The 22,959-nt window shown below is 69.5% G+C and carries 18 protein-coding genes; 8 read left to right on the plus strand and 10 right to left on the minus strand.

Annotation, left to right across the window (positions count from 1 at the left end; translation table 11 throughout):
• Positions 1-22: 22 nt before the first annotated feature.
• Both AB0J76_RS02550 and serB read left to right on the plus strand, forming a co-directional pair.
• Complete coding sequence (locus AB0J76_RS02550) at positions 23-598, plus strand: hypothetical protein (RefSeq protein WP_352319117.1); 576 nt, start codon at positions 23-25, stop codon at positions 596-598.
• A gap of 73 nt (positions 599-671) precedes the next feature.
• Positions 672-1,889 (plus strand): phosphoserine phosphatase SerB, encoded by a 1,218-nt coding sequence (serB, locus tag AB0J76_RS02555; RefSeq protein WP_352319119.1) that lies wholly within the window; start codon positions 672-674, stop codon positions 1,887-1,889.
• Here serB and AB0J76_RS02560 read toward each other — a convergent pair.
• From AB0J76_RS02560 to AB0J76_RS02580, 5 genes are all read right to left on the minus strand, one after another.
• Positions 1,879-4,032, minus strand: a complete 2,154-nt coding sequence (locus AB0J76_RS02560) for an FUSC family protein (RefSeq protein ID WP_352319121.1) — start codon at positions 4,030-4,032, stop codon at positions 1,879-1,881. The two genes, serB and AB0J76_RS02560, sit on opposite strands and share 11 nt — an antisense overlap.
• A gap of 15 nt (positions 4,033-4,047) precedes the next feature.
• Positions 4,048-4,518 (minus strand): histidine phosphatase family protein, encoded by a 471-nt coding sequence (locus AB0J76_RS02565; RefSeq protein ID WP_352319123.1) that lies wholly within the window; start codon positions 4,516-4,518, stop codon positions 4,048-4,050.
• 316 nt (positions 4,519-4,834) lie between these two features.
• The gene (locus tag AB0J76_RS02570; protein WP_352319125.1) at positions 4,835-7,147 is read right to left on the minus strand and encodes a sodium-translocating pyrophosphatase; all 2,313 of its coding nucleotides are present in this window, start codon (positions 7,145-7,147) and stop codon (positions 4,835-4,837) included.
• A 1,672-nt stretch (positions 7,148-8,819) separates the two neighbouring features.
• Complete coding sequence (locus tag AB0J76_RS02575; RefSeq protein WP_352319127.1) at positions 8,820-9,245, minus strand: ATP-binding protein; 426 nt, start codon at positions 9,243-9,245, stop codon at positions 8,820-8,822.
• A 1-nt stretch (position 9,246) separates the two neighbouring features.
• Positions 9,247-9,597 (minus strand): STAS domain-containing protein, encoded by a 351-nt coding sequence (locus AB0J76_RS02580; protein WP_043629845.1) that lies wholly within the window; start codon positions 9,595-9,597, stop codon positions 9,247-9,249.
• Positions 9,598-9,946: 349 nt separating this feature from the next.
• Here AB0J76_RS02580 and AB0J76_RS02585 point away from each other — a divergent pair, with 349 nt between their 5' ends.
• Entirely contained in the window at positions 9,947-12,361 is a 2,415-nt protein-coding gene (locus tag AB0J76_RS02585) for a DEAD/DEAH box helicase (RefSeq protein WP_352319129.1), read from the plus strand.
• Here AB0J76_RS02585 and AB0J76_RS02590 read toward each other — a convergent pair.
• Positions 12,358-14,409, minus strand: a complete 2,052-nt coding sequence (locus tag AB0J76_RS02590; protein ID WP_364388537.1) for a hypothetical protein — start codon at positions 14,407-14,409, stop codon at positions 12,358-12,360. The two genes, AB0J76_RS02585 and AB0J76_RS02590, sit on opposite strands and share 4 nt — an antisense overlap.
• 1,091 nt (positions 14,410-15,500) lie before the next feature.
• Positions 15,501-15,959, minus strand: a complete 459-nt coding sequence (locus AB0J76_RS02595) for a MarR family transcriptional regulator (protein WP_352319133.1) — start codon at positions 15,957-15,959, stop codon at positions 15,501-15,503.
• A gap of 64 nt (positions 15,960-16,023) precedes the next feature.
• On the opposite strand from AB0J76_RS02595, the gene AB0J76_RS02600 reads away from it, so the two are divergent.
• Both AB0J76_RS02600 and AB0J76_RS02605 read left to right on the plus strand, forming a co-directional pair.
• Positions 16,024-16,392 (plus strand): VOC family protein, encoded by a 369-nt coding sequence (locus AB0J76_RS02600; RefSeq protein WP_352319135.1) that lies wholly within the window; start codon positions 16,024-16,026, stop codon positions 16,390-16,392.
• Positions 16,379-17,242, plus strand: coding sequence for an NAD(P)H-binding protein (locus tag AB0J76_RS02605; protein ID WP_352319137.1), 864 nt, complete (start codon positions 16,379-16,381; stop codon positions 17,240-17,242). Before AB0J76_RS02600 ends, AB0J76_RS02605 begins: the two co-directional genes overlap by 14 nt.
• A gap of 172 nt (positions 17,243-17,414) precedes the next feature.
• Here the strand turns inward: AB0J76_RS02605 and AB0J76_RS02610 are convergent, their stop codons facing one another.
• From AB0J76_RS02610 to AB0J76_RS02620, 3 genes are all read right to left on the minus strand, one after another.
• Positions 17,415-17,777, minus strand: a complete 363-nt coding sequence (locus AB0J76_RS02610) for an Rv3654c family TadE-like protein (RefSeq protein WP_352319139.1) — start codon at positions 17,775-17,777, stop codon at positions 17,415-17,417.
• Positions 17,778-18,004: 227 nt separating this feature from the next.
• Positions 18,005-18,385, minus strand: coding sequence for a TadE family type IV pilus minor pilin (locus tag AB0J76_RS02615; protein ID WP_352319141.1), 381 nt, complete (start codon positions 18,383-18,385; stop codon positions 18,005-18,007).
• The gene (locus AB0J76_RS02620) at positions 18,382-18,519 is read right to left on the minus strand and encodes a DUF4244 domain-containing protein (protein WP_352319204.1); all 138 of its coding nucleotides are present in this window, start codon (positions 18,517-18,519) and stop codon (positions 18,382-18,384) included. Before AB0J76_RS02620 ends, AB0J76_RS02615 begins: the two co-directional genes overlap by 4 nt.
• A gap of 60 nt (positions 18,520-18,579) precedes the next feature.
• Here AB0J76_RS02620 and AB0J76_RS02625 point away from each other — a divergent pair, with 60 nt between their 5' ends.
• The 3 genes from AB0J76_RS02625 to AB0J76_RS02635 are packed head-to-tail and all read left to right on the plus strand — an operon-like array spanning position 18,580 to position 22,846.
• Positions 18,580-19,749, plus strand: a complete 1,170-nt coding sequence (locus tag AB0J76_RS02625) for a tyrosine-type recombinase/integrase (protein ID WP_364388544.1) — start codon at positions 18,580-18,582, stop codon at positions 19,747-19,749.
• A complete protein-coding gene (locus AB0J76_RS02630) occupies positions 19,746-22,265 on the plus strand; it encodes a tyrosine-type recombinase/integrase (protein ID WP_352319145.1) in 2,520 nt (839 codons plus the stop codon). The genes AB0J76_RS02625 and AB0J76_RS02630 overlap by 4 nt, the downstream gene beginning before the upstream one ends.
• Positions 22,262-22,846 carry a DUF6262 family protein gene (locus AB0J76_RS02635; protein ID WP_352319147.1) on the plus strand — a complete coding sequence of 195 codons (585 nt, stop codon included), beginning with the start codon at positions 22,262-22,264 and terminating at the stop codon, positions 22,844-22,846. The genes AB0J76_RS02630 and AB0J76_RS02635 overlap by 4 nt, the downstream gene beginning before the upstream one ends.
• The last annotated feature ends 113 nt before the right edge of the window (positions 22,847-22,959 follow it).

The raw sequence follows: 22,959 nt of genomic DNA on the forward strand, positions 1-22,959 counted from the left end.
CACTTCCTCTCCGGAGACGTTGATGCGCAACTCCCTCACTAAGGTCGCCTCGCTAGCTTTGCTGGCCGGTGCGCTGATTGTCCCGGCGGTGCCCGCGTCCGCCACGACGACCACCGCCGCCCACGCCGCCAAGGCGGCCGACGCCCCGTTCGCGGTCTTCGACATCAAGCTGCAGGCGTCGAAGACCGCCAAGGCGGGCGGCCAGATCAGGTACAGCCTCAAGGCCACCAACACCGGCCCGTTCTCGGCCGACGCCTGGTTCGTCGGCGGCCAGTTCCCGAAGGGCGTGGACCTGCGCAGGGTCCGCTACGACGCTCCGAAGGGCACCGTCTGCACCCTCGACGGCCGCGCCCTGTACTGCAGCGTCCCCTACGTCCTGGAGAAGAAGGACTGGGTGCGCCTCGACTTCTACGCGAAGCTGAAGAAGAACGCCACGGGCACGCAGAAGGCGACCCTCGGCGTGGTCTCCTACGACGTCCAGCAGGGCATGTGGGACCAGGAGAAGGGCACGTGGGCGCTGGCCGAGGAGGAGCTGGAGCGCGTCGGCGTCCCCGTGCACGGCTACGCCAAGACCGTCAGGACCAGGATCGTCCGCTAGTCACGCTGCGCCCGTGTCCGAATGGCGAGCCTGCTGCGCGGGCACCGGACCGGGCGCAGTACCGTGGCTGGATGTGGACCAGCGCACCCTCCTGATCACCCTGACCGGCCCCGACCGGCCCGGTGTCACCTCCAGGCTCTTCTCCGTGCTGTCCGGGTTCCCGGTGACGGTCGCGGACATCGAACAGGTCGTCATCCGCGGCAGGCTCACGCTCGGCGTGCTCGTCGCGTACGCCGGCGGCCCGTCCACCGGCACGGGCACCACCCTCGGCGCGATGTGGACCGCCGTCGAACGGGTGGCCGAAGACCTCGGGATGGAGGTCGAGCTCTCCACCGGCTCCCAGGCCAAGGAGCAGCGCCGCCGCGGCCGCCTGTCGGTCAGCGTGCTGGGCGCCACCCTCCAGCCCGCCGCCATCGCGGGCATCGCCGGCCGCATCGCCGCCGCCGGCGCGAACATCGACCGCATCGAACGCCTCGCCCAGTGGCCCGTCACCTGCATCGAGCTGTCGGTCTCCGGCGCCAACCCGGCCGCCCTGCGCGTCGAGCTGGCCGCCGAGGCCGCCGCCCAGGAGGTCGACGTCGCCGTCCAGCGCACCGGCCTGTCCCGCCGGGCCAAGCGGCTCATCGTCATGGACGTCGACTCCACCCTCATCCAGGGCGAGGTCATCGAGCTGCTGGCCGCGCACGCCGGCTGCCTCGACGAGGTCGCCCGGGTCACCGAGCAGGCCATGCGCGGCGAGCTCGACTTCGCCGAGTCGCTGCGCCGCCGGGTCGCGCTGCTGGAAGGGCTGCCGGCCGAGGTGTTCGAGCAGGTGCGCCAGGAGGTCGTGCTCACCCCGGGCGCCCGCACCCTCGTCCGTACGCTCAAGCGCCTCGACTACCGCTTCGCCATCGTCAGCGGCGGCTTCACCCAGATCACCGACGCCCTGGTCGAGGAGCTGGGCATCGACTACTCGGCGGCGAACGTCCTGGAGGTCATCGACGGCAAGCTCACCGGGCGGGTCGTCGGCGAGATCGTCGACCGGCCGGGCAAGGCCCGCGCGCTGGAGCGGTTCGCCAGGGAGGCCAGGCTGCCCATCTCCCAGACGGTGGCCATCGGCGACGGCGCCAACGACCTCGACATGATCGCCGCGGCCGGGCTGGGCATCGCCTTCAACGCCAAGCCCGTCGTCCGGCAGGCGGCCGACACCGCGGTCAACACGCCCTACCTCGACTCGATCCTCTACCTCCTGGGCATCTCCAGGGACGAGGTCGAGGCCGCCGACGCCGAGGACGGCGTGCTCACGTCCTGAACCGGGCGGTGACCTCGGCGGCCAGGTCGAGCGCGTCCTTGCAGAGCGACCTGAGCGCCGGGTGGGCGGTCACCGCGTGCCGCAGCCGCCTGCGCACGGCCGTGCCCTCCCCCGCCGCCGCCTCCTCCATCAGCGAGCTGACCTCGCGCGCCACCTCGTCCAGCTGCGACTCGAACGCGTCGGCGGCGGGCGGCGGCTCGCGCTCCCGTACGGCCTGCCCCACGGCGTCCAGCCGGTCGGCCACCGCGTCCAGCACGCCGGCGGTGGCGTCCGAGCCGGGTTCGGCCCCGCGCAGCACGGCGCCGAGCAGGATCGCGTCGTCCCTGAGCTTCCTGGCCAGCGTCAGCGCGGCGCGCAGCTCGGCCGGCGCCCTGCCGCCCGGCTCCTTGTCCAGCTTGTCCAGCGACTCGCGCAGCCGGTCGGCCGCCGTCCCGGCGGACTCCGTACGGTCCGGCAGCCGGTCCAGGTCGCCTTCGGCCAGCGCGCGGACCAGGCACGCGTGCTCGCGCAGCAGCTCGGCGGCCAGGCCGCGCAGCCGTCCCGCCTGGCCGCGCGGCCACAGCAGCCGGGCCGCCGCCAGCGCCAGCACGCCGCCGGCCGCGGTGAGCGCCAGCCTGATCCCCGCCGCCTCCCAGTCGAGCCGGGTCGAGAAGTCGGTGAGCATCATGGCCAGCGGCGTCGCGAAGATCGACCAGTAGCCGTAGCTCACCTCGCGCAGGGCGAACCCGAGCGTGCCGAACACCAGCACCGTCCCCACGATCGTGTAGGGCCCCGGCACCGCCGCCAGGATCAACGCCGCCCCCGCGGCCCCCGCCACGGTGCCGGCCACCCGCAGCACCACCCGCTCGACGGTGTCCCCGTAGGTGGGCCGCACCGCCAGCAGCACGGTGAACACGAACCATTTGCCGTACTGCTCGTGCACCCCCAGCATCAGCGCCATCGCCACGGCGGCGGTGAGCCCCAGCCGCCCGGCGTGCTCGGGCCCCGAACCGCCCGGCGGCGGCTTCCACGGCAGCCGCGGGAACAGCCGGCGACCCGCCGCAGGCTTCCCGGGCAACAGCCCGCGGCCCTCCGGCGGCTTTTCCGGCAACCCGGCCAACAGCCCGCCGCCCGTCGGCGGCCTTCCTGGCAACCCCGGCAGCAGCCCGCGGCCCGCCGGTGGCACGTGCCGGGCGGCCAGGAGGCCGACCGTGCGCACCCCCACCGCGATCCGGTCCAGGCAGCGCCGGGCCTGCCCGAGCACCGCGCCGCTGCGCAGCGCCGCCGGGTCGGCGCCCGGCTCGCGCGCGCCCAGGCGCTCGGCGTAGTCGGCGGTGACGGCCAGCGCCTCCACCACCCCGGCCCGCCGCCCGTCCGCGGCCTCCCGCAGGTCCGCGGCCAGCGTCGTGGCCACGTCGTCGATCCCGTCCTGCTCGTCCGGGGCCGTCGCGCGCAGGGCGCGCAGCGCCACCGTCTCGTGGAAGATCCGGACCAGCGCCTCGACGTACGCACCGGCGGACCGGCCGGCCGCGTCCATGCTCTCGAACGACGCCGACGCCGTGGCCGCCGTCTCCAGGGCCTTGGACGCACGTTCCCTGCGCTCGTCCCAGTCGTCGCCGGCGAGCCCGTCGATCAGCCCGGCCACGGCGCGGACGGCCTCGCCCAGCGCCGTCGCCAGCGGGTCGAACCGGCGCAACGGCCACAGGGCCAGGGCGAGCACGGCGTACAGGAGGCCGCCGAACACCATCAGCTCGGGCGGCCCGAAACCCGCGGGCACCGCCAGATAGAACCCGGTGACCAGGGCGAACGCGGGCGGCGTCCCGACCGTACGCCACCGGCCGCCCGCCGCGGCGACCGCTCCGAGCGCCAGCACCGCCCACCAGGGCCGGTCCGCCAGATACAGGCCCAGCCAGCACCCGCCGGCGATCAGCACGATCTTGATGGCCATGGACCGCGCCCGCGCCGCGTACGGCTGCCCGTACGTGTCCCCGAACGCCGTCAGGTAGGCCCCGAGGGCCAGGAACGCCCCCGACTGCGGCCGGCCCGCCAGCACCCCGGCCAGCAGCGGCCCGGCCACCGCGAGCCCGCACAGCAGCCCGTACCCCCAGGGCGGACGCGCGGGCAGCGAGAAGCCGTCACGCAGCGCTCTGGCGGCCCCCCGCATAGGCGTCGTCCCCGGTCAGTGCTCCTTGGGAGCCCAGTGCATGACCAGGCGTCCCTCCCCCGGCCACAGGTCTACCCACGCCGCCTCCACCTGGATCACCGCGAACGCCCCGGGCCGGAAGCCGTAGTCGCCGCCGCCCAGTTGCAGGGCCAGCTCGTGCACCGCGGGATTGTGCCCGCACAACACGACCGTGCCCAGCTCCGGGTCGGTCCTGCGGAGCAGTTCCAGCAGTTCTTCCGGATATGCCTGGTAGATGTCGCGTTCGTAGCTGATCTCCATGCCCGGGAAGGCCAGCTCGGCGGTGCGCCTGGTCCGCAGCGCCGGTGAGCAGAGCACCGCGTCGGGGCTCAGCCCGGCCGCCCTGATCTCGTCGCCGGCCCGGCCGGCGTCGCGCTCGCCGCGCTCGGTCAGCGGACGTTCGCGATCGGCCAGGCCGGGCACCTGTGCGGCCTTGGCATGGCGGAGCAGTATCAGGGTCCGCGTCACGTCGTCACCTCGACCTGTCATTCGCTCGACTTGTCGTCGACCCGTCCATGCGTCGACCCGTCATTTCCTCGACTTGTCGTCGACCCGTCCATGCGTCGACCCGTCATCCCCTCGACGCCCAGATCCCGAGCCCGATGATCACGCCCAGGATGACCAGCATCGCCAGCAGGATCAGGCCCAGCGTCTTCCCGCCCGAGGGCCGGTTGTCCTCTTCCACCCGCCCAGTTTCCCACCGCGCCCCCGCCGTCCCCGCGCCACCCACCCACATGCGAAGACGCCCGCCCCTGGCCGGGACGGGCGTCTCGCCGATCGGTCGTTACGAGGCCACGGGCTCGTGCTCGCGGTCGTTGTTGGCCGGCTCGCTCGTCACCGACCTGCGCTTGGAGACGACGATGGCCGCCACCACCACCGCCACCGCCACCACCGTGATGCCGACCCGCAGCGCGGCGTTGCCCGCGTACAGGACGACGGCCGGCGCGACCAGCAGCGCCACCAGGTTCATCACCTTGATCAGCGGGTTGATGGCCGGGCCCGCGGTGTCCTTGAACGGGTCGCCGACCGTGTCGCCGATGACCGTGGCGGCGTGGGCCTCGGAGCCCTTGCCGCCGTGGTGCCCGTCCTCTACCAGCTTCTTGGCGTTGTCCCAGGCGCCACCGGAGTTGGCCAGGAAGACGGCCATCAGGGTGCCGCAGGCGATCGCGCCGGCCAGGAACGCGCCGAGCGGCGCGTAGCCGAGCGCGAACCCGACCGCGATCGGGGTCATCACCGCCAGCAGGCCGGGCGTGGCCAGCTCGCGGAGCGAGTCGCGGGTGCAGATGTCCACGACGCGGCCGTACTCGGGCTTCTCGGTGCCGTCCATGATGCCCGGCTTGTTGCGGAACTGGTCGCGTACCTCGAAGACCACCCGCATGGCCGCGCGGCCGACCGCCGAGATCGCCAGGCCGGAGAACAGGAACACCACCGCGGCGCCGACGATCAGCCCCACTAGCACGTTGGGCTGGTCGATGCTGAGGCTGAAGGTGGAGAAGGCGCCGAGCGCCGCCTTGATGTCCTGGCCGGCCTTCGAGAGCTGGTCCTCCACCGCCGTGCGGAACGCGCCGAACAGCGCCGTCGCCGCCAGCACGGCCGTGGCGATGGCGATGCCCTTGGTGATGGCCTTGGTGGTGTTGCCGACGGCGTCGAGGCTGGTGAGCACCCGCGCGCCCTCGCCCTCGACGTCGCCGGACATCTCGGCGATGCCCTGGGCGTTGTCGGAGACCGGGCCGAAGGTGTCCATGGAGACGATGACGCCGACCGTGGTCAGCAGGCCGGTGCCGGCCAGGGCCACCGCGAACAGCGCGATCGTGACGTTCCCGAACCCGAGCAGGAACGCCCCGTAGACCGCGCCGCCGATGATCAGCGCCGAGTAGACGGCCGACTCCAGGCCGACGCTGATGCCGGCGAGGATGACGGTGGCCGGGCCGGTGGCCGAGCTCTCGCCGATCTCGCGCACCGGACGGCGGTTGGTCTCGGTGAAGTAGCCGGTCAGCAGCTGGATGGCGCTGGCCAGGACCAGGCCGATCAGCACCGCGCCCACCGCGATCAGGCGCGGATCGGCGTCGGAGGTGACGGTCGAGCCCGACAGGGCGCCGAAGCTGCTGGGCAGATACCAGAAGGCCGCCGCGGCGACCAGCACCGCCGAGATCCCGGCCGAGATGAAGAAGCTGCGGTTGATCGCCGCCATGCCGCTGCGGTCTCGGTCGCGCAGCCCGGTGACGAAGATGCCGATGATCGCCGTCAGCACGCCGATCATGGGCACGATCAGCGGGAAGATCAGGCCCTGCTCGCCGAAGGCCACCTTGCCCAGGATGAGGCTGGCGACCAGCATGACCGCGTACGACTCGAACAGGTCGGCCGCCATGCCCGCGCAGTCGCCGACGTTGTCACCGACGTTGTCGGCGATCGTCGCGGCGTTGCGCGGGTCGTCCTCGGGGATGCCCTGCTCGACCTTGCCCACCAGGTCGGCGCCGACGTCGGCGGCCTTGGTGAAGATGCCGCCGCCGACTCGCATGAACATCGCCAGCAGCGCCGCCCCGAACCCGAAGCCTTCGAGAACGTGGGGCGCCTCGCCCTGGTAGATGAAGACGACCACGGCCGCACCGAGCAGCCCGAGGCCGACGGTGAACATGCCGGCGACGCCGCCGGTGCGGAAGGCGACGCGCATGGCGCGCTTCTCGCCCGACTCGTTGGCCGCGGCGGCGACGCGCACGTTTCCGCGCACCGCCAACCACATGCCCATGAATCCGGTCAATGCGGAGAACACCGCACCGACCACGAAGAAGATCGAGCGACCGACGCGTACGTCCATTTCGCCCGGCAGCAAGAGCAACAGGAAGGGAATGACGATCACGAAGATCGCCAGTGTGCGGAATTGGCGCGCGAGATAGGCAGCCGCGCCTTCCTGCACGGCTCGCGCGATGTTCTGCATGCGTTCGGTGCCCTGGCCGGCGGACAGCACCTCGCGTACGAGGCCGCCGGCGACGGCTAGCGCGATCAGCGCGACCGCGGCTACCACGATCACTATGGTGAGATTGTTACCGCTCAGGGACAGATTGGGCGCTGGCGCCAATGCCAGCATGTGCCTGCTCATCGTTCTCCTCGGCAAGACCGGTCGTCTCGCCCGAACGGTGCTGCGGATCTCTCGGCGGGCGGGTGCGGCACCATCCGGGTTGTGGGTGCCGCTTCCGGTTGAATCCGCGGTTCCGCCGGATCACCTTGGCCGGTGCCGGGAGTCTACGCAGGCACTGAACGGATATGAAGGCTCTCGGGGCGGGTATTTGCGCGGGCGTTCAGTAATCCCCTGACAGCGGGCCGGTTTGAGATCTGACAGGCGAAATTTCCTCAGGTTTACGGGCGTGACAACCCCACAAATCGGACCGCCCGAAACCCAGATTTAATCCCCACGACACGCCGACCCCCTTCCACACACACCCCGCCCCCACCACCTGGCGGCACCTCCGCACACCACCGCCGGACCGTCACCTCCCGGCCCCGCCCCCTGGCCAGCTTCCGGCGCCACCTACCGGCCCCCTTCCAGCGCCACCTTCCGGGACCACCTTCCCTTCCAGCGCCACCTTCCGGGACCACCTTCCCTTCCAGCGCCACCTTCCAGCGCCACCGCCGCGAGATGCGGCGGGGCGCCACGACCGGCGGACGCGCCCTCCGTGACTCGGGCCGCCGGCCGCGGCCTGACCGGCGCGGCACAACGCCACGGCCTCGCAGGGACACAGCCAGGCCCACACGGCCCGCCGCCACACGCCCCGCGACACACGGCGCCCAGCGCAAGCCCTTCCAACAACCCGGCCGACTATCCCCCACTCATCCACAGCCTGTGGACAACTCCCACCCCTGTCCACAGACACCACTGCGGCGGCAAGAGCCATGGGCAGTCGTATTGCTCTACCAAGGCACGTCAGGCAGCCCAGCCACGCCGCCGTCCTGGCCTTCCGCCCCTCAGGCGCGCCCCTCGCCGGCGAAGTCGTCGCACCGTACTGAGCTCTCAGCCCAGCCCCTTGCCACGCTGTCCTTCGGACTCCAGCCTCCGGCTGCGCTGCCGTAGATTTTCGCCCTTCGATCCCAGCCGCTGACCCGCCCCCCGCAGAACCGCCTGCACCGCCGACCCGCAGTCCGCGCCCTCGAGCTACCGCCCGATCGAAACCTGGACGTCTCGCCGCACAACACAGCGGTTGAACGCGCGAAGCGGACTTGGGCCTGCTCTGAGGCCGAAGCCCAGGCAGCATGCGACGTAGAGGCGTGCGATGTAGAGACGTGTGGCGTAGAGACGTGCGACCTGGAGACGTGCGACCTGGAGGCGTGCGGCCTGGAGGCGTGCGGCCCTCGCACTGCTTCGATGCCGCGCCAGCCCCGCGCGGGCCGCTCTGAGCTCTTCGGCCGGTCCACGCCGAGCCCCTACGGCGCTGAACCCCTGCATCGGGACCTCGCTGAACGGCTCCCGCAGGACCCCTGCACCCCGGCTTCGCTAAGCCCTGCACCAGGCCTGGCCAAGACCCTGGGCGGGTCCGCCGGCGACCGAGCACACGCTGCCGCTTCTCTCGGATCGATGCAGGCCGTCCGGACATGCCGACAGGACGAGGCACCGAGCGCCCTCGTCAGGACATGCAGAAACGTGGCGCGACTCGACAGGGAGGAAGGCATGCCACGACCGGACATCCCCTCATCCCCGTCTATCGCCCCTGAAACCACACCCGACCAGCTCGAACACGCCCCTTGGGAGACAAGGGACCGATCCAAGCGATGTCAGGTCAGGAACCCGCCCCGTTGGAGGCGGGCCAGCTCATCCGGATGTTCGTCCCCTTGGGGCTGGGGAAGACCTCGACGTCATCGGCCAGACCCGTGATGACGGCGATGCCGAAGCCTGACATGAACGAGTCAGAGAGCATGCCCAGATCGAGCGGCTGCTCCTGCTTGATCTCGTCACTGGGGGCCAGATCGCTGACCGTGACCTCGAAACGCCCGGAGTCGTCACGTAGCTCGATGCGGATGGGCTCGCCCGGGCAGTGAAGTCGATGCGCCTCGACCGCCCGGGAGCATGCCTCACCCACGGCGAGCCTGACTTCGTCCAGCAGCGATTCCTCCACGCCGGTACGACGGGCGATCGCCGTGGCCACCAGCCGGGCGGTCCGCACATGCGCGGGGAGAGCGCTGAACGTCAGCTCGACGGTAGCCATGCTACTTGTCTTTGCCGTGAGCTTCCTTGGCCTCGTCGACGGAAGCGTAAATCCCGAAGACCTTGGTCAGACCGGTGATGCGGAAGATCTTGAGGATGCGCTCCTGGGTGCACACCAGCTCGAGCGAGCCGTCGTGCGCCCGGACCCTCTTGAGCCCTCCGACGAGCACTCCCAACCCCGTGGAGTCGAGGAAGTCGACCTTCTCCATGTTCACCAGAAGGTGGAAGTTGCCCTTGTTCACCAGGTCGATGAGGAGCTCACGCAATCTCGGCGCCGTGTAGACATCGATCTCACCCTCGACCTCCACGATGGTGAGTCGGTCTTCGGTGCGGTGATCCAACTTCAGATCCACAGATCCTCCAGCGCCTCGCCTGCGAAAGTACTCTTGCGGGCCTGGCAATCTGGAGCGTGGCCCCAGACTGTCCGACCCTGACGCGCGGCATTCAACCACGCGTCTGGCTTGTGTCTATACGAAATCACGATTCCCGGCGACTTTGCCCATCGATGCAAGACTGGAAACAGTGACTTCCTCGGCATCCTCCCCACAACAGGCAGGTCCACTCCTCGCCCACCTGCTCGGAGTTCCCGCACGTCATGAGCGTGTCACCCATGTGGAGCATGTTCCTGCACGTCAGGCGGGTCAAGCGCGTTGGCCGGACTGGGCGCCGGAAGTCCTCGTTACGCGCTTGGCGAACCGTGGAGTGACAGGACTCTGGCCTCACCAGCACGAAGCCGCCGACCTGGCTTTCCGTGGCCGAAACGTGATCATCAGTACCGGAACGGCCTCGGGCAAGTCCCTGGCGTACCTCACGCCGGCGGTCGCCTCCTGCCTCGACGGCGGCACCGTCCTGTACCTGACGCCGACCAAGGCCCTGGCCGCCGACCAGCTCCGCGGCCTGCGCGAACTGCGCATCACGCAGGTGCGCGCCGCCTGCTTCGACGGCGACACCCCCTTCGAGGAACGCACGTGGATCCGCCAGCACGCCAACTACGTCCTGACCAATCCGGACATGCTCCACCGCGGCGTGCTGCCCCGCCACGCGCAGTGGTCCTCGTTCTTCCGCCGCCTCCGCATGGTGGTCGTGGACGAGTGCCATGGATACCGCGGCGTCTTCGGCTCGCACGTGGCCCAGATCCTGCGCCGCCTGCGCCGCGTCTGCGCCCGGTACGGCTCGCGCCCCACGTTCATGCTCGCCTCGGCCACGGCGAGCGAGCCCGGCGTGTTCGCCATGAGGCTGACGGGGCTTGAGATGGACGAGGTGACCACGGACGCCTCTCCGAAGGGTTCTACGACCATCGCGCTCTGGGAACCGCCCCTGACGGACCTGCGGGGCGAGGGAGGGGCTCCTGTGCGCCGCACGGCCACTGCGGAGGCCGCTGACCTCCTCGCGGACCTGGTCCTGGCGAACGTACGGACGCTCGCGTTCGTGCGTTCGCGACGCGGCGCCGAGACGGTCGCCCTGTCCGCCCGCGCCAAGCTGGCCGACGTCGCCTTCTCCGTCACCGCCCCCTGGCCCCCGCACGCCACGCCCGAAACCGCGCCCTGGCCCCCGCACGCCACGCCCGAAGCCACGCCGTGGCCCCCGCACGCGACACCCGAAGCCACGCCCCCGGGCTTCTCCCCCGGCGCCGAGTCCCCGCCGCTCACCTCCTCCTCGCCCCTTCAGGACTCCGCTTCCCCCACCGGAAGCGCCGCATCCGACGTCCAGGACCCGCGCCACTCCACCCCGCCGAGCCCGCTCACCTGGGCCATCCCCGACGACGTCCAAGACCTGGCCGCCCTCCCCGACAAGGTCGCCGCCTACCGCGCCGGCTACCTCGCCGAGGACCGCCGCCTCCTGGAGAAGGCCCTGCGCGCCGGCACCCTCATGGGCCTGGCCACCACGAACGCCCTCGAACTCGGCGTGGACGTCTCGGGCCTGGACGCCGTGCTGATCGCCGGCTGGCCCGGCACCCGCGCCTCCCTCTGGCAGCAGGCCGGCCGGGCAGGACGCGACGGCCAGGACGCCCTCGCCGTGCTCATCGCCAGGGACGACCCCCTGGACACCTACCTCGTCCACCACCCGCAGGCCCTGTTCGGCCGGCCGGTGGAGGCGATCGTCCTGGACCCGGACAACCCGTACGTCCTGGGCCCCCACCTGTGCGCCGCCGCCGCCGAGATCCCGCTGACGGACGACGACCTGCCCGTCTTCGGCGCCACCACCGCCGACGTCCTGGAAGACCTGGTCGCCCGGAACCTCCTGAGACGCCGTCCCGCAGGCTGGTTCTGGACCCGCCGCGAACGCGCCACCGACCTCGCCGACATCAGAGGCGGCGGAGGCGCCCCGATCCAGGTGGTCGAGTCGTCGACCGGCCGCCTGCTCGGCAGCGTGGACGAGCCGTCCGCCCACACCACGGTCCACACCGGCGCGGTCTACCTCCACCAGGGCGAAACCTTCCTCGTGGAGACCCTCGACCTGGACGCCGGAGTCGCCCTGGTCGAGGCAGCCAATCCCGACTACTCCACGTTCGCCCGCGACATCACCGACATCTCCATCCTCGCCACCCAGCGCTCGCGCCCCCTCGGCCCGGGAACGCTGCACTTCGGCGAGGTGGAGGTGACCAGGCAGGTGGTCTCGTACCTGAAAAGACGCCTGCAGTCAGGCGAGATGCTCGGTGACGAACCCCTCGACCTGCCGCCGCGCACCCTCCGCACCCGCGCGGTCTGGTGGACCCTGCCCGCCACGGCGGTCGCGCCGCTCGCGGCGGCGGACATCGACCTCGGCGGCGCCGCGCACGCCGCCGAGCACGCCTCGATCGGCCTGCTCCCCCTGTTCGCCACCTGCGACCGATGGGACATCGGGGGCGTCTCCACCGAACTGCACGCCGACACCGGCCTGCTCACCGTCTTCGTGTACGACGGCCACGAAGGCGGCGCGGGCTTCGCCGAACGCGGCTACGCGCGGGCCACCGACTGGCTGACGGCCACGCGTGAGGCGATCGCGTCCTGCGAGTGCGAGCGCGGGTGCCCGTCCTGCATCCAGTCCCCGAAGTGCGGCAACGGCAACGAGCCCCTGCACAAACGCGGCGCGCTCCAGCTCCTGGACATCCTCCTCGCCCCCGGCCCTCTGTCCTAACTGTCACCCTTCTCCGGCCGGCGCCCCGCATACGCCCGCTCATCGTCATCGTCATCGTCATCGTCATCGTCGTCGTCGGAGGCCCAGAAGTCGCCGGCGCCCGGCAGCGGACGCTCCCAGAAACCGCTGTCCTCCATGCACCTGGGCGACGGTGGCAGGTAGTCGTCCCAACGCTGCTCCAGGGGGGTGGCGGGTGGGACGACGGGGCCGGTGGCGGGCTCGGGAACGTCCGTGACAGCCGAACTGGGCAACGCGATGCGCGGCGGATTCTGCGGATCCTGCCCTGCCTCCCCCGCCGTTTCCCGGCCCGTTTCCCGGCCCGTTTTCGGCCGAGCCTCGTGACGGCCTGTCTCCCGTGCTTTCTGGGCCGCGCGTAAGTCCTGCACGCTCAGATGGATCGGCAGAGCGACCGGCACCTGCCTCGACGCCCCACCCGGCATCCGAGCCCCCCTTGGCTCCGCCTCCCGCCACCCCCGAACGTCGTACGCACCCTGAGCCTCCCCCGCCCTGGGGGCCGCGCTTTCTGGAAGCGGACCAGGTGCGGCGGCCGCCCCTTCGAGAGCACGCTGCGGCGTCTCACGCGCCTGGCCCTGCGCATCCCCTGCCCTCTCGTCTTCGCCGGCGCCTTGCCTGATCGCAGGCTCGGGCAGGGGCGTCGGGGGGTTCGGCTGGGGAGGTTCCGGCATGCGTGTCCTGGCGACGGCGAGCACCACGGTAGGACGTCGGGACGCTGTCCTGGCTCGCGGAACCTCGTCGGGGTTGGGCTGAACCGCCCTGCTTCCTGCTGATGTGGCTGCACGGCTGGCCGAAGCCGCGGCGCTCGCACCGCCACGCCCGGCGCCGGTGGCCAGCGCGCGCCGCCGAGCCCATGCACCGGCGTGCGCCGCGAGCAGGAGAAGCAGCAGGCCTCCTGTCACGTACATCCCGTACTGCCCGAAGTTCCCCGTCGGCGACTCGTCCGACTGCGCCCTGACGCCGCCCGCCTGGATCGCAGCCGCTTCGGTGTCGTCGTCCGCGCGCTTGTTCGTCCCGGACGGTTCCTCGCGGCCCGGGTCGGCCGCGGTCGAGGTCGGGAGGCTTTCCGGCATTGCGGGCAGGGCGGAGGTGTGCCTGCGGGTCGTCGTGGGCTTGCGGGTGGGTACGGTCGTGGGCCTGACGTGCTTCTTGGCCGGGAGGGTCGGCAGCGGATCGACCCGCGTCCTCCCGTCCGTCTTCGTCGTCTGCTGCTTGGTCGTCTGCTGCTTGGTCGTCTGTTGCTTGGTCGTCTGCTTCTTGGTCGTCTGTTGCTTGGTCGTCTGCTTCTTGGTCGTCTGTTGCTTGGTCGTCTGCTTCTTGGGCTGGGACGCGGCCGGCGCGGGAACCGTGACGTACGCGACACCCGATTTGCCCGACGCGACCGAACCACCGTCCCCGTCGCCGCGGAACGCCTTGACCGTGATGCCCACGCGCCGCCCCGCCGCCTTGGCGGGCACCGCGAGGACGGCCTTGCACGAGGAGCCGGAGCACGCGTTGTCCGCGGACAGCCGGCCGACGACGCCGGACTGACTTGTGGAGACCTCATAGGACTGGAGATCCGGCTCCGAGCCCTTGCTCCAGGTCACCTCGACCTTGGTGGTGCCCTCCAGACGCGCGTCCACGTTCCTCGGGGGCTCGGGAGGTCGCCGCAGTTTGAACGTGCTGGTGGCGTACCTGGTGCCCGTGATGTCTCCTTTGAGCGTCACGGTGAAGGTGCCGTTGGGCGCGCTGCCGGCGTCGAACGTACCGGAGATCGTCTGGTTCGCCCCGCCTCCGGCGACCCTCTGGCTCGGCGTGGCGGGGCCTTCGACGTACAAACCCATCTTGAGCTGCATCAACCCGGTCTGGGCAGAAACCGTCACGGACGACCCCGTGACCACCTGGCCGTCGGAAGGCGACGTGATCTGCCCAGAGGCTTCGGCCTGCCGCGTCACCACAGCCGCCTGCGCCGACCCGCCCAGGACGATCGAACCCGCCACGACCGCCACAGCGGCCACCACTCTGCCAACCACCGTCACGACGATTCCCTCCACAGAGAGCCTCGCGCCGCATGACCGTCCAGGGGGCGTGCACGCGACGACCGGAAGTGCAGTCCGCCCGGCCGATGCGGTCACCGACCGCTCCTGAATTCGCCCTGTTGGCGACGTTCTGGAAGCGCGCCGTGGATGGCATGAACCGAGGGTAAGCGGAACCTTATGCGACGTAACGAACTCTTGGACACCGCGTCCAAGAAGTCGTGACTCGATTGCGACATTGCACCGCAACTCACAGAAATATCGCCTGTTTGATGGGGATGATCCAAAAAGACCAATAAACCCCAGCCGAAAAGGCGCCTCTCCCATCAATCACACAACTTCGGCCCCAGACTTTCGCGCAATACCTCACCTAAGAACAAATCCCGAGAATCTCCGCGCCCCGCCTCACACCGAAACGCCCCGGGCCTCCCCGCAACGCTTCACATGGGAACGTCTCGCGCATCCCCTCAGCGCTTCACACCGGAAAGTCCAGCGAGCCTCCTCAGCGCTTCACTCCAGAACGCCCCCGCGGGACTCCCTGCAACGCTTCACACGAGAACGCCCCCAAGAACATCCCGTGGCGTTTCACAAGGGACACGCCCCACGAACCCTACGTGGCGTTTCACGCGACACACCCCGCCGACCGCACGCTGGCCGGACGCCCCCAAGACGCCTCTCACCTCGACACGAACACCGCTGCTGGCACGCCGCCCCAGCTTCCCGTCGACGAACCGCGTGCCGCCTCGGCCGCCAACCGCCCTACGTTGCCCGATCCCCGCCGACCGCACCCTGGCTTCAACTTGCTCCGCCAGGTTCCAGGCGAAGCCGCCGTCGACTCATCCCCGCGCCCCTCGCGCCTTACTCCGCACGCTTCAAGCGGAAAGCCCCAGCGCACGAGCCGCCACGCCTCGCACCTCACACCCGCTGATTCGCACGCCACCATCGATGCCCGCAGCCCACGCCACAAGGCCCTTATCCATTTCGCCCGCCGAACGATTTATCAGCCCATCGCAGAACAGGGTGGGCAGTAGTTCGAGGTCCCTCGCACAGACTTCCACGCTCCGCCACACCCCTGTCCCGACGCGACGAATCGTGCACCGAGAAACCAGCTATGCCCCGTCGTCACCATCGCGCAGCGAATGAATCATGCTCTGCAAAATCCGGAACGCGTCCGACTGCTCGGCCTCGGTCATGCCGGCCAGCATTCTGACCTCGACGGACCGGACCGCCGCGCTGGCCTTCTCCAGGCTCCGTCGGCCGCGAGGCGTGAGCCGCGCGGGAAGCGCCTTCCCGACGGGCGCCTCCGCGGGCCTGGTGACGTAGCCGTCTCGCTCCAGGGTCTGGAGCAGCACGTTCATCGACTGCCGGGTCACGAACGCGCCACGCGCCAGCTCGGAGTTCGACAAGCCCGGCCGTTGAGCCAGCAACTCCAGGCAGGAGTAGTGCGTCACGCTCATGCCGAGTGGCCGCAGCACCTCCTCCATGGCTGCACGCAGGGTGCTGGAAGCCTCTTTCAGCAGGTAGCCCAGCGATTTGTCCAGGTCGACGCCGGCACCGTTTTGACTCATGTCAGTATTCTGACATACATTGATGCGTGTCAGAAAACTGACATAAAACTGAAGGAGCATCCTCATGCCCGTCACCGGCCCCGACTTCATCTCACTGCAAGCGCGCGACCTCGACGCTTCGCAGGCGTTCTACGAGCGGTATCTCGGCCTCGTCCGTTCGCAGGCCGGCCCTCCGCACGCCGTCGTCTTCGAGACGAAGCCGATCGCCTTCGCACTCCGCGAGGTCGTTCCCGGCACCGATCTCGGCTCCGTTGCCCAGCCCGGCATCGGTGCCGCGATCTGGCTGCACGCCACCGACGTCCAGGCCATCCACGACGCCCTCCTCGCCGACGGTCACACCATCGTCTCCGCACCGATCGACGGCCCCTTCGGCCGCACCTTCACCTTCGCCGACCCCGACGGCTACCAGATCACCCTCCATGACCGCGCCTGAGGCGAGCACCCTGGTCTTCGGAGCTACCGGGGCACTCGGCCGCCACCTCCTGGACGCGCTGGTCGCTCGTGGAACCAGCCCCGGAACAATCACCGCGGCCGGACGGAACCAAGCACGTCTGGGGGAACTCGCCTCCGCCGGGTTCAGCACCGCCGCCGTCGACCTGTCGGATTCAGCCGGCGTCGCAGAGCTGGTCGCCAGGCACTCCGACATCGTGTTGATCTCGGGCAGAGACCCGAACCGTCTTGCTCAGCACGAGTCGGTCATCGAGGCGGCGAAGAACGCGAACGTCCGGCACCTCTACTACACCAGCGGCGTTCGAGCCGACGACGACCGGTTCGAGATCAACGCCGACCACAGAGCGACAGAGGACGCTCTCACCGCTTCCGGCGTGACCTACACGATCCTGCGGAACACCTGGTACATCGAGAACTACATCCAGACGCTGGCAGGCCCCCGCTTCACCGGCGTTCTCGCCGCAGCGACCGGCGACGCCGTCGTTGCCGCAGCCAGCCGGAAGGACCTGGCTGAGGCGTTGGCCGTCGTCGTCACCACAGCTGGGCACGACAATGTGACTTACAGCCTCTCCGGCGACACGAACTTCACCTACGCCGACATTGCCGACGCGATGTCGGTCGTCCTGAAGCAGGAGGTCACGTACCGCCCTGTAACTTCCGAAGAGTTGCGGGTAGCACTGATCAACTCCGGGATGGACGGCGAGCTGGCCGGCTTCTTGGCACGTCTCGATGAGACCATCGCCGCGGGAGTTTTCGCTCGCGTCGGTGACGATCTTTCTCGACTCCTCGGCAGGCCGACCACCGGCCTGGTCGAGGGACTGACGGCAGAGTGAGCACCGGAGCCGGCGCAGGCGCGTTGGCCTCTCGGCTCGCGCCGTCCCGTCTCCCGATCAGCCAGTGGCCGGACTCGCGCGCGACGCCCCGAGGCCTGCATGTGTCGCGGTCGATCACGCGCCCCCAAGGCCCCAGGACGGCGGCCTGACGACGGGCCGCCGCGATCAGCTGCTACCCAGGCGACATCGTGACCGGCCCTGCGCGAGACCTGCCTGTAAGGGTGTGTGCTCCGGCGATCGGCAAGGTGATCGACAAAGAGGTCCGGACGTCCGCGATCTCTCCCGTGAGCTCACAAGCCGCCAGCCGGACACCGTTCTTTCTGGCCAACGCGGCCGCCCTGCCGCACGCGCCCTCGGGGTCGACGATGGCCGTTCTGGCCGCGGCCAGAGCGCTCAGATCGGCCGCGCTGTCAACCCGATGGCGGGCCACACGAACCGCCCCCACGGAGGCCAACCCTCCGGCAACCGCCATCAGGAGCCCCATGAGGGCCACTCCCCATAAGGTCGCCGACCCTCGTTCCCTGTGCTTGATCATCCTTGTCCTCGCCGTGATTGATCGGTGAAAGGTCGTCGATTCGCCGAGCTTGAGACGCTTCCGCACCTCCCGCGCTGACGATCTCCGCGCCGCGTCGCGGAGTTGTTGTCTCTTCTTGTGGGTAGAAGACGCCGTAGGGGTTGGAGATTTCGCCCCCCGGCTGCCAGGAGGACACGAGGGCTCATGTCCTCCTGGCAGATCTCATTTCGGCAGGCACCTGCGTGACGTCACGGTTCTGTGGCGGCTGTCGCCGAGGCCGACACGCGGACGGCCGGCAGCGAAGCGCCCCAAGCTGGTCGTACATCTACTGCGATCTCTACGTGGGTGAATTCTGCGTCGCGGGCGATCTCTACGTGTGCGTCTGGGCGGGTGGCGGAGCGGGCGAGTTCGCGGACCTGGTCCAGCGGCTCACCTCGGGCTGCGGCGCGCACTGCCGCTCGGGCTGTGTCCACGCATTCCAGTTGGACGTTCACCGCTTGTATGGCCCAGAGCGCGGCTGCCAGGACGATCATGAGCGCGGGCAGCATGGCGGCGGTCTCGGCCGTCACCGAGCCGCGTGATGCCGACCGTTGCCTGGTGGCGGCGTTCCGCGTCTGGTGGAGGGTCATCCGGTCATCTTGAGCGCTCGGTCTATGAGGGACTTCAGCATCTCCTGCACCTCCGGGCTGCTGACCACTTTGAACAGGAGCGCGGCGAAGGCGCAGGCCGCGATGGTTATCTTTGGTGACTCTCGGTCGTGCATCAAGTACTTCAAGTAGTGTCGATGGCTAGTTGACGCACAGTATCTAGGGGTCCGTTTGGCATGTTGGACAGATTAGATGTGGCAGAACGGCGCTACCGAGCTGAACGAGCAGTAGCCGCTGATGAGTCGGTGTCGTGGGTTGTGGTCAACGAGGATCTCGAGTTGCATGTCGAGGCCTGCGCGTACCTGGCAGGGCTACGTGGGGCGGGCCGAGCGTTCAATACCGAGAAGGCCTACGCCGGTCGGATCGCCTTGTATCTGTCGTACTGCCGAGATCATGGGCTGAACTGGTCCGGCCCGAGCCTTCCCCAGCTGATGACGATGATGCGCTGGCTGGTTAATGAGCCAATGCCGTCGCGATCACGCAAACCGGGCGCCACAGTGCGGTATCGCAGCGAGGGCACCGCGAACGCGATCATGGGAACCATCGGCGAGTTCCTGTCGTGGTGCAGCCTGCAGGGTTGGGTGCCGCCGACGGTGGTCAACACGCTTACCCAGCCGAAGTTCCTGCGCTACCTGCCGGCGGGGTTCGACCCGGGCGAGGACGATCAGCACCGCACGGTCATGGCCCGCTCGATCAAGTACAGGGTTGCGATCCCGGGCTATGAGTGGCTGACGGATGAGGAGATCGACGTGCTGCTCGGCCTTGCCCGACACGACCGCGACAGATTTCTCATCCAGCTTCTTTCTCAAACTGGCATGCGGATTGGTGAAGCGCTTGGACTGCGCAAAGAGGATATGCACCTGCTGCCTGATTCTCGGGTGCTGGGCTGTCGGCACGAGGGGCCGCATGTTCATGTCCGGCGGCGGGTCAACGCCAATGGGGCGTTCGCTAAGGCCCGACAGCCCCGGGCGATCCCAGTGGACGAGGTCACGATCGAGATTTATGCGCACTATCAGTTCGAACAGGCCGAGATCGTCGAGGACGCCGGGGACATGGTGTTCGTGAACCTGTTCCACGCGCCGCTAGGCAAGGCCATGTCGTACGGCACCGCCTATGAGCTGTTCTGCCGCCTGGCCAAGCAGGCCGGATTCCGGGCCAGACCGCACATGCTCCGCCACTCGTCGATCACCAGGCTCCGGCGGGCCGGGGTGGATCGCCGGGTCGTGCAAGAGATCGCCGGTCACGTCTCGGTGACCTCGCAGGACCCGTACTCCCATGTCACCGACTCCGACAAGCGCGAGGCCGTGGAGATGGTGGCCGCCAAGAGACGGCAGGCCCGTTCGTGAGCCGCCCAGGCAACGTGCTCACCTTCCCCTCGCCGGACGACGAGCCGGACGGGCACGAGCCGATACAGGGAGCGCTGGCACCGGCGCAGGCCGAGATCTGGACCGCGTGGCTGTCGGCGAACACGCCCACCCCGTGGCGGGTTGGAGAGTGGGACGCGGCCACGTGGCTGTTCACCGGCGATGTCGACAACCGCTCCACAGTCGCCTACCGCTGCACAGTGACAGCCTGCGACCGGATCTCACGCACGAAAACCCTGTGTGACCTGTGCGAGAAGGCCTTCCGGAAGTCGAAGCTGACGCTGGAGGAATTCCGGGACAGCTTTGTCCCGGACCGCAACCGGGTGATCGACGGCCGGACCGAGCCCTGCATCGTGGCGAACTGCCCACGGGACGGGGCTGTGTGGGGGTTGTGCGCCGCGCACGGGTCGTTGCGGCACAAAGACATGATGCGCAAGCGGCACGGCGCCGAGGACCTAGAGGCGTGGGTCGCCGCTGCGACCCCCTACAACCCACTCCCAGCGTGTCTGGTCGGCGGCTGCGGACGTGATTGGCGGCCGGGCTCGGGTATATGCGACCTGCACGCCCGGCGGCTGAAGGTAGACGGCTTGGAGGTGGCGGACGCGGCCTGGCTCGACAAACAGGCGCCGTTTCTGATCGTCAACCAGTTCTCCCTGGCACCGTTGGGGCCGGTGGTGCGCGCGGAGTTGCTGTTCGCACTAGCCGGCCGGGATGAGCGGGGACAGCGGCTGGACCCGACTGCGATCCGTCAGTCGGTCGCGGTGCTGGCCGACCACCGCATCACCGCGATCGCGGCGGTCCAGTTGGGCGCGCTGCCGACCCGGGCCACGGCGAACGTCGATGCGCTGTTGCGAGAGACGTTCCGGGTGGTGGCTGCGGCCTTCGACCGGTTCCGCGGCGTGGATCCGGCCACGCGGCCGACCCTGGACCTGGTCGACCTCGGGGCCCGGGGCAGGCACGGCAGGCCCACCGCTCGGCCGGGAGATCTGGACATCTCGATGATCCGGCAGGCCTGGCTGCGGGACATCCTGGTGGCCTGGATCAGCGAGGCCAAGCCCACGACCAGCGAGGTCCGCCGGGCGCACAAGGCGGTACAAACCGCCGCCCAGGCGCTGGACGCGCGCACCGGCGGCGGGCTGGACCCCGCGACGCTGGGGTTCGCCGACATGACCGCGATCGTCGCGGGCTTCGAGAACCTCCTGCGCGCCGATGGCCAGGAAATGAGCCAGAAGAACAAAGCCAGCCTACTGTCGATGTGGTTCAAGGTGCTGGACTGGGGCCGGCTCACCGAGCGGCTGGACGGCATGGCCGCAGGGTTCGCCCGGCACTCCAGCCACGTCATCAAGCAGGTCCAGGTTAACGAGGACGAGATCGGCAGGGCGATCCCAGAGTCGGTGATCATCCAGTTGGACGCGCACACCGAACTACTGGGCACGGGCATCACCCACGGAAGGCTCTCACCCGAACAGGTCCACGCAATGTCGGTGGCGATCTATGAGCTGCTGCGCGACACCGGGCGCCGCCCTGCCGAGATCGCACAACTGGAGGTCGACTGCCTGGAGCGGGACGGGCAGGACTGGCAGCTGCGCTGGGACAACAGCAAAGGACTGCGCAACCGGCGCCGGTTGCCGATCCCGTCGGAGACGGTGACCACCATCCACACCTGGCAGGCCGTCCGCGCTACGACCGCGTTGCCGTCCGGCTCAGAGGGGTTTCTGTTTCCACCGGCCGGAGAGTTCGGGGAGGTCCGGCATCTGACCTCCGAGCAGATCTCGCCGATCATCCGGGCCTTCGCCGATGCGATTCCACAGCTGCTGGCCGAGGAGTTCGGCCCCGACGGGCGGCCGCTGCCGTTCGATCGCTCGCTCATCTTCCCCTACGCATTTCGCCATTCTTACGCCCAACGGTATGCCGACGCCGGGGTGCCGATCGATGTGCTCCGCGACCTTATGGATCACCGATCGACGCAAACCACGGCCGGGTATTACACCGTCTCCCTGAAGCGGAAGCGGGAGGCGGTGGAAATCGCTGGCCGTCACGGCTTCGACCGCGCCGGTCATGCTCGGCCGACCCGTTCAGGCACCGCCTATGAGGCGCAGTCGGTGGCGGTGCCTTACGGCCGCTGCCAGGAGCCCGCCAACGTCAGAGCCGGGGGCAACGTCTGCGCCATCCGCTTCCAGTGCGCCGCCTGCAAGTTCTTCCGCGCCGACCCGACCTACCTGCCGGAGATGGAGCAGCACGTCATGCAGTTGCGGGCCGATCGGGAGCGGGCGCTGGCGATGGACGTCGACGCGTACGTGATCGCAAACTTCGACGCCAACATCGACGCTATGGGAAGGGTCGTGGGCATCGCCCGGGACAAGCTGGAGGCGCTGCCCGAGGAGGAACGGGCCGAGCTGATGGCGGCCGCCGAGTCGTTGCGTATCATCCGGGCCCAGCAGGCCGGTGGCGTCACTGATCTGGGCATGCCCGGGCGGCGCGGGCAGGAGAGCGCATGAGCCATAGGTTGCCGGGCGCCGGACGCACCCCCGGCGACGTGCTACGCGAGGTTCGTCGCAAAGACAGCCAGCTCAAACGTGGCAAGGTGCTGGCCACACTGGAGGAGTTGAAGGCCTGCAGGGAACCGATCACATTCCGGGCTGTCGCCGCGGCGGCCCGGGTGTCGATCTCGCTGGTCTACTCCCCAGGCGTCCGCGAGCACATCGAGACCGCGATCGCCGGACAGGCCCAGGCAGCCCGGCGCGCCACTGCGACCGGGATCAAAGCCTCGGCCGCGTCCCTGGCCTGCGACCTGGAGCTGGCCCGCGCACATATCAAGCAGCTGCGCGCGGAGCGAGACAAGCTCAAGGCCGCCGTGCAGCGCCATCTGGGGGCGGTATTGGCGACAACCGGAAGCCGGGAATTGACCGAGCGGATTGACGAGTTGCTTGCCCAGGTCGAACGCCTGGCCGCCGAACGCGACGCCGCGCTGGCGGAGAACACGCGGCTGAAGGCCACAGTGACCGAGACCGAAGACAACTTGACCGCCGCCCGGACGGCGCTGAAAGACCTGATGAAGGAGGTCAACCGTGATCGCTGACCCCGGCGCCGCCCCCTTCCCCGACCGCCTGGGCAGGCAATCGGCAAACAGAAACGTATCTTTCTGATTACACTGCGTGCTCGTCACGCATGCCCGGTTCGCTGAGGGGTCCG

The sequence above is a fragment of the Nonomuraea sp. NPDC049624 genome, assembly GCF_040675255.1.
In the GTDB taxonomy this organism is placed as follows: Bacteria; Actinomycetota; Actinomycetes; order Streptosporangiales; family Streptosporangiaceae; genus Nonomuraea.